9 protein-coding genes are annotated in these 13421 nt (G+C 73.3%); 4 read left to right on the forward strand and 5 right to left on the reverse strand.

Annotated elements, in window-relative coordinates:
* Positions 1-594 precede the first annotated feature (594 nt).
* Positions 595-1557, reverse strand: coding sequence for a M14 family metallopeptidase (locus tag AACH10_RS08160; RefSeq protein ID WP_341409894.1), 963 nt, complete (start codon positions 1555-1557; stop codon positions 595-597).
* 158 nt (positions 1558-1715) lie between these two features.
* Between AACH10_RS08160 and AACH10_RS08165 the strand changes: the two genes are divergently transcribed.
* Both AACH10_RS08165 and AACH10_RS08170 read left to right on the forward strand, forming a co-directional pair.
* Positions 1716-2945, forward strand: a complete 1230-nt coding sequence (locus AACH10_RS08165; RefSeq protein ID WP_341409895.1) for a D-amino acid dehydrogenase — start codon at positions 1716-1718, stop codon at positions 2943-2945.
* Between the two features lies 1 nt (position 2946).
* Entirely contained in the window at positions 2947-4200 is a 1254-nt protein-coding gene (locus AACH10_RS08170; RefSeq protein WP_341409896.1) for a serine hydrolase, read from the forward strand.
* A gap of 4 nt (positions 4201-4204) precedes the next feature.
* Here the strand turns inward: AACH10_RS08170 and AACH10_RS08175 are convergent, their stop codons facing one another.
* On the reverse strand, positions 4205-5857 hold the full coding sequence (locus AACH10_RS08175; RefSeq protein ID WP_341409897.1) for an ABC transporter substrate-binding protein: 1653 nt from the start codon (positions 5855-5857) through the stop codon (positions 4205-4207).
* Positions 5858-5930: 73 nt separating this feature from the next.
* Here AACH10_RS08175 and AACH10_RS08180 point away from each other — a divergent pair, with 73 nt between their 5' ends.
* Together AACH10_RS08180 and AACH10_RS08185 are read left to right on the forward strand one after the other, a co-directional pair.
* Positions 5931-7772 carry a SulP family inorganic anion transporter gene (locus AACH10_RS08180; protein WP_341409898.1) on the forward strand — a complete coding sequence of 614 codons (1842 nt, stop codon included), beginning with the start codon at positions 5931-5933 and terminating at the stop codon, positions 7770-7772.
* Between the two features lie 139 nt (positions 7773-7911).
* Positions 7912-9189, forward strand: a complete 1278-nt coding sequence (locus AACH10_RS08185; protein WP_341409899.1) for an HD-GYP domain-containing protein — start codon at positions 7912-7914, stop codon at positions 9187-9189.
* A gap of 16 nt (positions 9190-9205) precedes the next feature.
* On the opposite strand, the gene AACH10_RS08190 is transcribed toward AACH10_RS08185, so the two are convergent.
* The 3 genes from AACH10_RS08190 to AACH10_RS08200 form a co-directional block, all read right to left on the reverse strand.
* A complete protein-coding gene (locus AACH10_RS08190; RefSeq protein WP_341409900.1) occupies positions 9206-9673 on the reverse strand; it encodes a (2Fe-2S)-binding protein in 468 nt (155 codons plus the stop codon).
* Between the two features lie 17 nt (positions 9674-9690).
* Positions 9691-11985 (reverse strand): xanthine dehydrogenase family protein molybdopterin-binding subunit, encoded by a 2295-nt coding sequence (locus AACH10_RS08195; RefSeq protein WP_341409901.1) that lies wholly within the window; start codon positions 11983-11985, stop codon positions 9691-9693.
* A 129-nt stretch (positions 11986-12114) separates the two neighbouring features.
* The gene (locus AACH10_RS08200) at positions 12115-13356 is read right to left on the reverse strand and encodes a hypothetical protein (RefSeq protein ID WP_341409902.1); all 1242 of its coding nucleotides are present in this window, start codon (positions 13354-13356) and stop codon (positions 12115-12117) included.
* Positions 13357-13421 lie beyond the last annotated feature (65 nt).

Below are 13421 nucleotides of genomic sequence, written 5' to 3' on the forward strand. Positions count from 1 at the left end.
TGTACTTCTGCCACCAGAAATTCATGACCATCGACCTGCGCGCCGACAAGCCCGACACTTGAGCCCAAGGTGTTACCCATGTCCTGGCACACCCGTTACCCATGTGTCCGGTCTGAACAGTCGCGAAAAGAAAGTAGGCAAAGAAAGCGCTTCCCAAACTTTCCGACACCGCACTGCTGCTCTCCACGCATCGAGGCGGGGGCCTCGCCCGCCCGGCGGGCTCGAACATAGCCAGCCGGAGACGCAATGGGCCATTCCCAGGCCAAGCCCCCCCCGGTCAAGACTTGCGTGAGAAACGGCGCAAGGCAGGAGGGTTGCCAGAGTGGTGCGATGCGACGGCCATGCCATCGGCGGCAGCGCTTCCGTCACCCAGCCCTTGTTCGGCAGTCTGTTCGAGCCCGCCGGGCGGGCGAGGCGCCCGCCTCGATGGTGGGCGAGCAGCAGGGCCTCAACGGAAAGTTCAAGAAGCGTTTCTTTGGGTCCTTTCTTGTCGCGACAAGAAAGGACCTCGCCGGCCGGGCGAGACCGGCGGGCTGCAAGGAGAAATGGGAAACCCCAGCCGCCAGCCGCCGCCCGCCTGGGACGCTCAAAGGCTCAGAACCGCGCCGAAGGCTGCGCCAGGTAGAACCACTCCTGCCGCGCCTGCGCCTTGGCATTCGGGAACACGATGCGCCCGTCGCCCGGCGCCCGCACTTCCTCGCCATCGGCCCGCACGCCAATCAGCTCACCCGCAGCCACGGCGTCAAAACTCTTCCACTCGCGCGCAAACCGGTCGTCGACATGGCGCTTGTCGATCACCTCGTGCAGCGACAAGGCCTCGATGGCACCCATGGTCGGCGGCGGCGCCTCGTCGGTCAGCCCCAGGTGCGCCAGCGTGTTGCGGATGGCGCGGTAGGCCACCTCGGGCGCGGCGGGGTCGTCGTGCTGGCCGCATTCCAGCGTCAGCGCGCAGCCGCCCATGGCGCGCATGTACTCGGTGGTGCCCACGCCGTAGTTCGGGTTCAGGTCCAGCGTGGCGGCGGCGGGGCCGGCCTCGGCGCGGCGGCGGGCCACGCCGGCGGCATAGGTGCCCAGCCAGCCGTCCACCGCGCGGTCCACGCCCAGGTGGCGCACCAGGGCCTCCTCGCGCGCGGCCTGGGCGAAGGGTTCGACGGGGCCGGTGTTGTCGCGCGGGCCCACCATCACGAAGGGCTTGCCGTTGCTCTGGAACGAGTGCAGGTCCAGCAGCACCTGGTGCTCGGCCAGCAGCGGGCACAGCCAGTTGGCCACATGGTCCTCGAACTCGCGCGGGATGGCCGTGGGGCCGAGCGCGCGGTTGAGGTTGCGGTCGCCGGCGCGCACGCCCTTGGCATGGGCCAGCGGGTTGGTCACCGGCACCAGCGTGAGCACGCCGCGCGCGATGCGCACCACGCCGCGGTCGATCTCGTCGATCAGGCGGCCGATGGCGTGCGTGCCGCAGACCTCGTTGCCATGCACGGCGCCGGTGACGATGACGCGCGTGCCGGGCGCGGTGCCGGCATAGCGCACGGACTTGAACGGGAGCAGGGGCGGATTCATCCCCGCATTGTCGCCAAGCCAAGCCGGACCGCCGCCGATGGGCGCCGGCAGCGCCTGTCATGCGGCGCGGTTATGCGCGCCGCCCCAGCCGGCATTTCCCTTGGCCTGCGGCAGCGCCTACCCTTGCCGCTGGCGACAACGAGGCAACAGACGGCGACATGCGGGGTGAGGTGTGCGTGGTGGGCGCGGGCGTGGTGGGCATCACCAGCGCCTGGTACCTGGCCGAGGCCGGTTGGCGCGTCACGCTGCTGGACCGCACCGGCGTGGCCCAGGGCACCAGCCTGCGCAATGGCGGGCAGCTGAGTTACCGCTACGTGTCGCCGCTGGCCGATGCCGGCGTGCCGCTGAAGGCACTGAAATGGCTGACCGAGCGCGACGGCCCGCTGCGCTGGAAGCCGCAGGCCGATGCCGCACAGTGGCGCTGGCTGGCGCAGTTCATCGCGCGCTGCCGCGGCAGCGTGAACCGCGCCGCCACGCAGCGCCTGGCGCGCCTGGGCGAGCACAGCCGGCAGTGCCTGCAGCAGCTGATGGCGGCACAGGACCTGCCGCCGTTCGACTGGCAGCAGCCCGGCAAGCTGGTGGTCTACCGCACGCCGGCCTTGCTGGACCGCGCCAGCGCCGGCTTGCAGGCCGGCGTCCAGCAGCGCTGGGACGCCACCCAGTGCGTGGCACATGAGCCCGCGCTGGCCGGCTTGGCCGAGCGCCTGGCCGGCGGCATCTTCAGCCGCGACGAGGCGGTGGCCGACTGCCATGCCTTCTGCTTCGCGCTGATGCAGCGCCTGCGTGCCCATGCCAACTTCCGGGGCCTGGTGCTCGACCGCGCGCAGACCTTTGAGCCCGACCCGATGGCACCCGACCGCCTGCGCCTGCGCTGCGCAGGCCAGGTGCTGGGGGCCGACGCCTATGTGCTGGCCGCCGGCATCGGCAGCCGCCACCTCGCGGCCAGCGCCGGCCTGCAGTTGCCGCTGTACCCGTTGAAGGGCTACAGCCTCGATGCGCCGATCGGCCCGGGCCATGTGCCGCCACGCGCCAGCATCACCGACTTCGAGCGCAAGGTGCTCTACGCCCGCATCGGCCAGCGCCTGCGCATCGCGGCCATGGTCGACCTGGTGGGCGAAGATGACACCATCGACCCGGCACGCCTGGAAAGCCTGCTGCGCATCGCCCGCGCCGACCTGCCGGTCGCCGGCGATTACGAGCAGGCCGAACCCTGGGCCGGCCTGCGCCCGGCCACGCCCGGCGGCGAGCCCATCGTCGGTGCCAGCGGCGTGCCGGGGCTGTGGCTGAACCTGGGCCACGGCGCGCTGGGATTCACCTTCGCCTGCGGCACGGCGCAGCTGCTGGCGCAGCAGATGAGCGGCCAGCCGGCGTCGCTGCCCACTCACTGACATGGACTTCCGCCGCCTGAGCGCCGAGCCACTGACCCACGCCACACTGGCCGAGGCGCTGCGTCAGGCGCTGGTGGAGGAGCTGGCCGTCGCGCCGCGCTTCGACCCCACGCCGCAGCTGGACCTGGCGGTGATCGCCTTCCCTGAACAGGCGCCGCCGGTGTGGGCCAATGTGCTGTGGGGTTGCCAGTGGCCGCAGGGCCTGGTGGCCAGCATCGACGCGCACCAGGCCGGCCCGGTGCGCAACATCGCCTGGTTCGCCGATCCCACCGATGCGCAGCGCAATTCCATCGCCTGGGCGCCCGGCGCCGACTGCACCCGCCTGGCCGGCCTGCCCGCACTGGCCGGCGACGGCCCGCACCAGGCCATCGCGCCATACCCGGCCTCGCTGATCAAGCTGATGGTGGCGGTGGGCGTGGCGCACCTGGTCGACCGTGGCCTGGCCGACTGGCACGAGCCCTGGACGCATGCAGGGATCAGCCGGAGCGTGGCCGAATGGGCCGAGCCGATGATCACCGTCAGCAGCAACGAGGCCACCAGCGCGCTGGTGGCGCTGCTGCATGCGCGCGGGCTGATCCGCCGTGCCGCCGATGGCAGCGAGCACAACGGCCTGCATGCACTGTTCGAGCGCTCCGGCCTGGCCACGCTGCGCCTGGCCCGCACCCGGCCCGATGGCGGCTGGCTGAACCGCGACGGTGCCGGCGTGGGCCACCTGCAGATGACCGCCTGGGACACCGCGCGCCTGCTGTGGTGCCTGCTGCCGGGCACCTGGGCTGAGGCGCCGGCCGCGCCCTGGCGGCCGGCTGACGCGGCGCCCCTGCTCAGCCGCGCCAGCGCCGCGCGCCTGTGGGGCTGGCTGGGCGATCAGGCGCTGCACCAGGTGCTGTCGTCCACGCTGGTGGCCGGCCTGCCGGGCTGGCAGCCGGGCATCCCGGCCGAGCTGCCGGCGCGCTGGCTGCAGGCCGATGGCAGCGCTCGCACCGGCTCGGGCGATGACGAACGCTACCCGCCCGACATCCGCCCGGCGCAGCGCGCGGCGCAGTTGCGCTTCGCCCACAAGACCGGCACGACGGCCTCGTATGTGTCCGATGCCGGCTGGGTGACACCGATGGCCATGGCCGGCCGTCGCTACCTGATCGCGCTGATCGCCACGCTGGGCAACCGCCATGCGCCGCATCCGCAGGCGGCCACGCCCTGGTGCGTGCCGCGCATCGGCGCGCGCGTCGACGCCTGGCTCATGGCTCGCTTGGGTTGAAGGATCAGGGTGCCAGCTTCACCCAACGCAGCTCCAGCGTGTCATTCGGCCACTGCACCAGCTGCACCTTCTTGCTGGTGGCCCAGTTCAGCGTGCGGCGGTACAGCGGCAGGTAGGGCATCTCGTCGGCGATCAGGCGCAGCGCCACGCCCACGCGGGCGCGGCGCTTGACCAGGTCGGGCTCGACGCGCACCGCGTCGATCAGCGTGTCGAGCTGCGGGTTGCTGTAGCGCCCGGCGTTGAAGGTGCCGCCGCCGGCGGGGTCGTGCGTGCGCACCAGGCCGTTCAGCGTGTTCCAGGGGTCGGTGGTGGGCGTCCAGCCGAACTCGATGAAGCTGGCCGTGCCCTGGCTCAGCTTGGGGAAGAACTGGTTGGTGGGGCTGCTGCGCAGCTGGGTGCGGATGCCCACCTGCGTCAGCATGGCCGAGGCGGCCTGGCACACGGCCTCGCGCCAGGCCACGTTCACGCAGTCCAGCGTCACGCCGAAGCCGTTGGGGTAGCCGGCCTCGGCCAGCAGGGCCTTGGCCTTGCCGGGGTCATAGGGCAGGCGCTTGTCCAGCGTGGCGTCGTAGCCATCCACCATCGGAGAGAAGAAGCTGCCGGTGGGCGTGGCCTGGCCGCGCAGCACCTTCTGGATGATCAGGTCGACGTTGATCGCATGGGCTACGGCGCGGCGCACGCGCACGTCCTTGAACGGGTTGCGGTCTTTCACGTCGCCGTTCGTCAGCTCGTTGCGCGCCTGGTCGAAGGTGAGGTACTGCGTGCCCAGGTCGGTGGTGCTGCGCACGCTGATCTTGGCGTCCTGCTTCAGGCGCGCCACGTCCTGGAAGGGCGGGTCGAGCACCACGTCCACCTCGCCCGAGCTCAGGGCGGCCAGGCGCGTGGCGTCGCTCTTGATCGGCAGGAACACGGCGCCGTCCAGGTTGCCGGATCGCTTGGCATCCTTCCAGCCCCACCAGGCGGGGTTCTTCACCAGTTCCAGCTTGGCGTCGGGCGCGTAGCTCACCAGCTTGAACGCGCCGGTGCCGTTGGCATTGCGCACGGCGAAGGTCTCCTGCTTGGCATTGAAGTCCTGCGCCTTCTCCACGCCATGCTGGCGGCACCAGGCGCGGCTCATCATCGCCACGTACAGCAGCTTGTCGGGCAGCACGGCGTCGGGTTGCTTGAGTTGCAGCTCGATCGTCGCGGCGTCGATCTTCTTCACGGCCGCCACGCCGGTGAGCTGGAAGCTGCGCTGCGAGCCCGGGCCCATCGCACGCTCCAGCGAGAACACCGCGTCGTCCACGGTGAACGGGCTGCCGTCGTGGAAGCTCACGCCTTGGCGCAGCGTGAGCCGCCAGGTGCTGGGGTTGAGCTGCTTCCACTCGGTGGCCAGCGCCGGCTCCAGGCGGAACTGCTCGTCGCGGCTGACCAGGGTGTCGTACACCTGGAACGCCACGCGCGAGTGGTACAGCAGGGCCAGCGCATGCGGGTCCATGGTCTGCGGGTCGAAGGCGCTGGCCACGCGCAGCGTGCCGGCGACGGCCGGCGCGCCGTGCAGGGCCAGCAGCGCGGCGCAGGCCAGGGCCAGCGGGCCGCCGCGGCGGGGCAGCCGCGGGGCCTGGAACGGGAAGTGGCGCAGCGGGAAGTCGCGCAGCGAAAGGTGGCGCAGCAGCATCGGGCGTCCCTGCAAGTGGATGTTGCGCCGGATTCTGGCGGAAGCGGCGGGCGGCGCTGATACGCTGCCGGGCATGCCGTCCACCGCCTCCCTGCCCGCCGCCGCCCCCCTGGACCGCTGGTGGCCCTGGCTGGCCCTGCTGCGCCAGGGCGGCTGGCGCAGCACCTTGCGCTCCGATGCGCTGGCCGGCCTGCTGGGCGCGGTGCTGGTGCTGCCGCAAGGCATCGCCTTTGCCGCGCTGGCCGGGCTGCCGCCGGCCATGGGCCTGGCCGCGGCGGTGCTGCCGGCGGCGGTGGCGGCGCTGGCCGGCTCCAGCCGGCATGTGGCCACCGGGCCCACCAACGCCACCTCGCTGGCGCTGGGCGCCATGCTGGCGCCGCTGGCCCAGGGCGACGTGATGCTGGCCATCGCGCTGGCCGGTGCGCTCACGCTGCTGGTGGGCCTGATGCAGGCCGCGCTGGCGCTGCTGCGCCTGGGCACGCTGGCCAACTTCATCTCGCCGTCGGTGATGCTGGGCTTCACCACCGGCGCGGCGGCGCTGATCGCCTGGTATGCGCTGGCCGGCCTGCTGGGCGCCAGCGGCCGGGTGTCGCCGCTGGCGGCCTGGGCGCAGGGCGCGTCGCTGCCGGCGCTGGCCGTGGGCGCGCTGGTGCTGGCGCTGGCGGCTGCCGGGCGACGCTGGTGGCGGCGCGGACCGCACCTGCTGGCCGCGCTGCTGGTGGGCGTGGCGGCGGCCTGGTGGCTGGGCGATCCGGCACGCCGTGCGGCGCTGTTCGGCTCAGGCGCGGGTGGCCCCTGGCTGGCGACGGCCCCGGCCGTGGTGGGCACGCCGCCCTCGGCCTGGCCGCACTGGCAGTGGCCGGTGCTGCAGCCGGCGCTGCGCTGGGAACTGCTGCCGCAGCTGCTGCCGATGGCGCTGGCGCTGGCCATCGTGGCGCTGGGCCAGGCCATGGCCATGGCCAAGGTGCTGGCGCAGCGCAGCGGCCAGGTGCTGGACGTCAACCGCGAATGCCTGGGCCAGGGCCTGGGCAACATCGTCGGCGGCCTGAGCGGTGCGCTGGTCAGCTGCGGTTCGCTGAACCGCTCGCTGCCCAACTTCGAGGCCGGCGCGCGCACGCCGCTGGCCAGCGTGGCGGCCGCGCTGTGGCTGCTGGCGCTGCTGGCCGTGGCCGCGCCGCTGCTGGCCTGGATTCCGCTGGCCGGCGTCAACGCGCTGCTGCTGGTGGTGGCCTGGGGCCTGTTCGACCGCGCCGCCTGGGGCCGCCTGGCGCGGCTGGACCGCAGCGAACTGGGCATCGCGCTGGCCACCGCGCTGGCCACGCTGACGTTGCGCCTGGAGATGGCGGTGCTGACCGGCGTGATGCTGTCGCTGGTGGCCTATTTGTGGCGCGTGTCGCGCCCGGCGCTGCGCAGCATGGGCTTTGATCGTCAGTCGTCCGCACGTCCGTTCGTGGTGCTGGACGGCGCCGCGCCCGGCAGCGTGCTGCCCGAGTGCCCGCAACTGAAACTGCTGCGCATGGAGGGCTCGGTGTGGTTCGGCGCTGTGGCCCATGTGGCCGAGCACCTGCGCACGCTGCGCGGCGCCCCCGGCTGCCAGCGCCACCTGCTGGTGATGGCCAAGAGCATGAATGCGCTGGACCTGGCCGGTGCCGACCTGTGGGACGATGAGCGCATCCGCCGCCGCGAACTGGGCGGCGACCTGTACTTCCACCGCCCGCGCCCGCCGGTGCTGGCGCTGTGGCTGCACACCGGCTTCCTGGCGCGGCTGGGCGCCGACCATGTGTTCCCCGACAAGCGCAGCGCCATCGCCACCATCGTGCCGCGGCTGGACCCCGACATCTGCGCACGCTGCCAGGTGCGGCTGTTCGAGGAATGCACCGAGCGCCCGGGCGCACCGATCGCGCCGATGATCTGACGACGGCGCCCGGCGCCTTGCGCACAAGGCGTTGCCAATGCAACGGGGTTTTTCCGGGCCGCTGAAGTGCTCAAGTTCCGGGCGTGGCGTCCGAAATGCTGGACGAGGCGGTCTTCATCCGTCCGTTCAGGAGCTTGGCATGGTGCCGTCTTCATCTCCCGTCGACTTCAGCAGCGCCAATCCGCATGCGCTGGACACCATCCTCGAGGCCAGCGAGACCCGCAGCATCATTGCCGCGCGCGACATCGTCGACCTGAAGGGGGTGAAGCTGTGGGCGCGCAACCAGCCGGTGACGCGCGCGCTGCAGGAGCGCCTGATGGACCGCGGCCTGAAGGACCCGCTGGAAAGCAGCCTGCGGGTGGAGAACGGCGTCGACCACCGCATGTTGGGTCAGATGCTGGGCCAGCGCGCCGACCAGGGCCTGCTGATGCCGCTGCTGCAGCCGGTGATGCCGACGCTGCGCGCCGGGCTGTCGGCGCTGAACCTGCACTCGGTGGCCCAGCTGCTGCTGACCGCGGCGCAGACCGCGCGGCCGGTGTGCTTTGCCCACGCGGTCGATTGCATGGCGGTGTGCGGGGCCATCGCCGCCGCGCGCAACGCGCCCACGCCGATGGTGGCGGCCGCCATGACCGCCGGCCTGCTGCACGACATCGGCGAGATCTACATGGCCCCCGAGTTCGGCGAGGCCGACATCGGCGCCACGCTGGACGCCGCGGCCTACCAGCAGCTGGTGGTGCATCCGCACATCGGCCAGTTGCTGCTGGCCAAGCTGACCGACTACCGCGCCGACGTGATCCGCGCGGTGGGCGAGCACCACGAGCGACTGGACGGCTCGGGCTTTCCGCTGCGCCGCACGGCCGACACCCTGTCGGTGCTGGGGCGGCTGGTGGCGGTGGCCGAGGCGGCGTTGGCCGCCCTGCGGCCCGACGGGGCCACGCTGCAGCACGCCAGCGTGGCGCTGCGCGTGATGCCTGGCGAGTTCGACGACGGCATGGCCGGCCCGGTGGTGGTGGCCGCCCGGCGCGCCGCCAAGGCCGAGCCGGCGGCGCCGCGCGAGGGCCTGCGCGAGGAACTGGCCCAGCTGGACATCGCGCTGCAGGCCGCGCTGAACCGCCTGGACACGCTGGCCGGCAACGACCCGGCCGTGCCGCTGCCCGACAGCGGCCTGGTGCGCGCGTGCGGTCTGGCGCGCCACCTGCTGCTGCGCCTGCGCACCGGCTGGAACGAGAGCGGGCTGTGGAGCCCCGCGGCGCTGGACGAGGAATCTGCCGCCGAGGCCGCGGCGGTGCAGGACGCGCTGCGCTGGCGCCTGCGCGCCATCGAACGCATGGCCCGGCTGACGGCCGGCGAACTGCAGGGCGACGAGGCCGACCAGCTCGACGCCATGTGCGCCGGCCTGGTGTCCGAGCTGCACTGAGCGCGGCCGCGGCCGCTCAGCCGGTGCGGGCCAGCGCCGCGCCCGCCTGGTGGATGGCGGCGCGGATGCGCGGGTAGGTGCCGCAGCGGCACAGGTTGCCGTTCATGGCCGCGTCGATCTGCGCGTCGCTGGGCTGCGGCGTGCGCGCCAGCAGCGCGGCGGCGGCCAGCAGCTGGCCGCTCTGGCACCAGCCGCACTGCACCACGTCCAGCGCGCTCCAGGCGGCGCGCAGCGCATCGATCTCGCGGCCTTTCACGCCTTCGATCGTGGCCACCGGCTGCGTGCCCACGGCCGACAGCGGCAGGCTGCAGCTGCGCACCGGCTGGCCGCCCAGCTGAACGGTGCAGGCGCCGCACTGCGCGATGCCGCAGCCGAACTTGGTGCCGGTGAGCTTCAGCTCGCCGCGCAGCACCCACAGCAGCGGCGTCTCGGGCTCGGCCTGCACGCTGACGGGCTGGCCGTTGAGGTTCAAGGTGGTCGTCATCGGTGAACTCTCTGCCATCAGGCCAGTTTCAGCGGCAGGCTGCGCAGGCGCTGGCCGGTCAGTGCGAACAGCGCATTGGCCAAGGCCGGCGCCAGCGGCGGCAGGCCGGGCTCGCCCACGCCTTCGGGCGGCTCGGTGCTGGCGATGATCTCGGTGTGGATCTGCGGGCAGTCGGCGCCGCGCAGCAGCGGCTGCTGGTGGAAGTTGCTCTGTTGCACCTGGCCCTTGTCCAGCGTGATCTCGCCGTACAGCGCCGTGCCCAGGCCCTGCACGATGGCGCTTTCCATCTGCTGGCGCACGATGCCGGGGTGCACCACGGTGCCGCAGTCGATCGCCGCCACCACGCGGTGCACGCGGATGCGCTTGGCGTCCGCCGGGTCCAGCGACACCTCGGCCACCTGGGCCACGATGGCGCCAAAGCTCTGGTGCAGCGCCAGGCCGCGGGCGCGCCTGGCGCCGTCGGCTGCCGGTGCCAGCGGCCCGCCCCAGCCGGCCACCTCGGCCGCGCGGCGCAGCACGGCGGCGTGGCGCGGGTGCTGCTTCAGCAGGTCCAGCCGGTACGCCAGCGGATCCCGGCCCGCCGCATGGGCGCATTCGTCGAGGAAGCTCTCCTTGAAGAAGGCCTGGTGCGAATGCCCCACCGAGCGCCAGAAGCCCACCGGCACCGGCAGCGGCACGATGTGGTGGCTGATGCGCGCGGCCGGCCATTCATAGGCCTGGTCGAAAGCGCCTTCGCAGGTGGTCTTGTCCGGCCCTGCACCCGGCAGACCGAACATGCGTTGCAGAAACTGCTGCACGATCGACGGCCCGGCCGAGGCCGCCTGCCAGGCCAGCAGCCGGCCCTGGGCATCCAGCCCGGCGCGGTAGCGCGCCACGCAGGGCGGGCGGTAGAAGTCGTGCGTGCTGTCCTGCTCGCGGCTCCAGAAAGCCTGCACCGGCACGCCGGGCACGGCGCGGGCGATGGCGGCGGCCTGGGCCACGAAGTCCACGTCCAGCCGGCGGCCGAAGCCGCCGCCCAGCAGCGTGACGTTCATCGTCACCTGCGCGCTGTCCAGCCCCAGGGCCTGCGCCGCCACGTAGCGCGCCAGGCCCGGCACCTGGGTGGGGGCCCACACGGTGGCGCGCGCACCGCCGGCGGCCTCGGGCTCGAAATGCACGGTGCAGTTCTGCGGCTCCAGCGTGGCGTGGGCCAGCAGCGGGGCCTGGTACTCGGCTTCGAGCGTCTTGGCGGCGCCCTTCAGCGCCTGCTCGGCATCCCCGGTCTTGAAGTAGGCGAAGCCGGGGTCGGCGGCCAGCGCCTCGCCCAGCTGGCGGCGGATGCCGGCGCTGTCGAGTGCGGCCGCCGGGCCATCGGTCCACTGCGGCTGGACGGCCTGGGCCGCCTGCATCGCGTGCCAGGGCGTGTCGGCCACGGCGGCGTAGCCGGCGGTCGAGCCGCGCAGCGCCGGCACGGCCACCACGGTCTTCACGCCGGGCAGGGCCCGCGCGGCCTGGGCGTCGAACGCGGCCATGCCGCCGCCCAGCTGCGGGTTCATCACCACGCTGGCGTACAGCAGGCCCGGCGGCGTGGCATCCAGGCCGAAGCGCGCGTTGCCGTCGTGCTTGGCCGCGTTGTCGCGCCGCGGCGGCGTCTGGCCGATCAGCGTGAACTGCGCGGGTGTCTTGAGCGTTGGCGCCTCCGGCAGCGGCAATGCCGCAGCGCGCTCGGCCAGCTGGCCAAAGCGCAGCTCGCGCTGGCTGCCTGCATGCACCACCACGCCGCGCCGCACCTGCACCTCGCCGGCCGGCACGCCCCATTGCGCGGCGGCGGCAGCGACCAGCATGGCGCGCGCCGAGGCGCCGGCCTGACGCATCGGCAGCCACAGGTCCTTGATGCTGGACGAGCCGCCGGTGACCATCAGGCCGATCTCGCGCATGGTCTTGGCGGTCAGCCAGCCGGCCAGGCGCTTGACGGTGCCCTGGTCGTCGGGGTGGAAGGGCAGGCCGTCGACTACCGTGGCCAGGTTGTTGTAGATCGCGTCCACCGGGGCCATCTCGGTGCGCACGCGCGCCCAGTCGGCATCCAGCTCGTCGGCCAGCACCATGGCCAGCGCGGTGCTCACGCCCTGGCCCATCTCGCTGCGCGCCAGCACGATGGTCACGGCGTCGTCGGCGCCGATCTTCAGCCAGCCGTTGAAGGCCTGCTCGCCAGGCCCGGTGGCCAGTGGCCGGCTGCCCTTCAGGCGCTGGCGCGGCGGCATCACGCCCCAGCCCACCACCAGCGCGCCGGTGGCGGCCAGGGTGCCCAGCAGGATGCGGCGGCGGCTCACCATGGCTGGCGGGCCTCGGAGGGCAGAAGGCGGGTGGCGGTCATGGGCCGCGAGCGTAGCCCGGGTGGCCCCACGGTGGCCTGGAGGAACTCACCTAGACGCCACTGTCGCCCGCGCGACAGCGGCCGGCGCTCACAGCCCCTCGACCGTCCAGCGCAGCTGCAGCCGGGTCTGGCCATCGGGTTGCGCCGGTGTACCGGGACGGGTCTCGCTGCCGTTGCTGGACCCGGTGGCCGGGCCGGCCGGCAGCGTGACGCTGTCGCTGCCGCTGCGCGTGAGCTGCTGCAGCCGGCCCTGCAGCCAGGTGGTCGCCTCGTGCCAGTCCAGGTTCTGCACCTCGTCACCCTGCTGCGTGACCGTGCTGCCATGGCGGTAGCGGAAGGCCACATTTGCTGCCGGCAGCGGCAGGCCGCTGCCCAGCCAGAGCTTGCCGCTGCGCGTGTCCAGCACCGCCATCTGGCGGCCGCACTCGCTGAGCGGCGGCCGCGTGTCGTCGGCCTGGCGGGTGATCTCGAAGGGCCGCATGCCCTGCACGTCGGCGGTCTGGCCGCGGCGCGTGTCGCTCAGGCGCACATGGGCGCGCACCTCGCAGGCGGCCGGGGCCTGGAAGTGCAGGTAGGGCGTGGGTACGATGTCGTCGTCGTGGTCGCTGGCATCGGGCGTGCCGCCAGCGCGGCGGCGTGCGTCGTCCAGGCAGGCGCGGCGCGCGGCGCCTTCGGGATGGCGCTTGTCGCAGGCGCGGCTTTCGGCGGCATAGGTCTGCAGCGCAGCCGTCTGGGTGGCGCTGAGCGTGCCGCCAGGGCGGCCCGCGCCAGCACCCGCACCCGCCGGCCCGGCCCCGCCCAGCATCTGCGCCTGCATGGCCGCGGCCTCGCGCATCAGGCAGTCCTGGTTCTGGCCGCAGCGCGCCAGCAGCTGCTGGGCCTGGGCCTGCAGGGCGGCCAAGTCGGGCGCGGCGGCCATGCCGGCGCGCGCACCGCCCTGGCGGGCCAGGGCCGCATCCACCTTCTGCTGACGCGCCTGGGCGCGGGCCAGCTGGCGGGCCGTGTCGTCGGGATCGAGTGGGTTGTGAGTGGCGGGCACGCCATCGCTGACCAGCGTCAGCGCGTACTCCAGCCGCTGGTTCAGGCTCTGGCGGCCGCTGCCGCCGATGACGGCGATGCCGGCCTCGCGCTGCTGCTCGATCTGCAGCGACAGGCGGATGCGGCGCTCGCCGCCCGGCGCGGCGGCCTGCGCCCCGGGCAGCAGGACGGGCAGCAGCGTGGTGGCGGCCAGCAGGCCGCAGGCCGCATGGCGCAGCCGGGGCATCGGATGGGTCAGGGCGGCGGGCAGGCGCGGAGCGCGCGGGGTGCGCAGGAATCGGGGCGACGACATGGCGGACGGTGCACGGAAGTGGAACGGTCCGTCATCGTCGCCAGCCGGCCGGCCGGCGCCATCGC

The sequence above is a fragment of the Pseudaquabacterium inlustre genome, assembly GCF_038066595.1.
In the GTDB taxonomy this organism is placed as follows: domain Bacteria; phylum Pseudomonadota; class Gammaproteobacteria; order Burkholderiales; family Burkholderiaceae_C; genus Pseudaquabacterium; species Pseudaquabacterium inlustre.

What these genes read in the sequence shown, in the direction of transcription:
- AACH10_RS08160 (WP_341409894.1), bottom strand. Translation starts at nt 1,557, where the DNA reads ATGAATCCGCCCCTGCTCCCGTTCAAGTCCGTGCGCTATGCCGGCACC.
- AACH10_RS08165 (WP_341409895.1), top strand. Translation starts at nt 1,716, where the DNA reads ATGCGGGGTGAGGTGTGCGTGGTGGGCGCGGGCGTGGTGGGCATCACC.
- AACH10_RS08170 (WP_341409896.1), top strand. Translation starts at nt 2,947, where the DNA reads ATGGACTTCCGCCGCCTGAGCGCCGAGCCACTGACCCACGCCACACTG.
- AACH10_RS08175 (WP_341409897.1), bottom strand. Translation starts at nt 5,857, where the DNA reads ATGCTGCTGCGCCACCTTTCGCTGCGCGACTTCCCGCTGCGCCACTTC.
- AACH10_RS08180 (WP_341409898.1), top strand. Translation starts at nt 5,931, where the DNA reads ATGCCGTCCACCGCCTCCCTGCCCGCCGCCGCCCCCCTGGACCGCTGG.
- AACH10_RS08185 (WP_341409899.1), top strand. Translation starts at nt 7,912, where the DNA reads ATGGTGCCGTCTTCATCTCCCGTCGACTTCAGCAGCGCCAATCCGCAT.
- AACH10_RS08190 (WP_341409900.1), bottom strand. Translation starts at nt 9,673, where the DNA reads ATGACGACCACCTTGAACCTCAACGGCCAGCCCGTCAGCGTGCAGGCC.
- AACH10_RS08195 (WP_341409901.1), bottom strand. Translation starts at nt 11,985, where the DNA reads ATGGTGAGCCGCCGCCGCATCCTGCTGGGCACCCTGGCCGCCACCGGC.
- AACH10_RS08200 (WP_341409902.1), bottom strand. Translation starts at nt 13,356, where the DNA reads ATGTCGTCGCCCCGATTCCTGCGCACCCCGCGCGCTCCGCGCCTGCCC.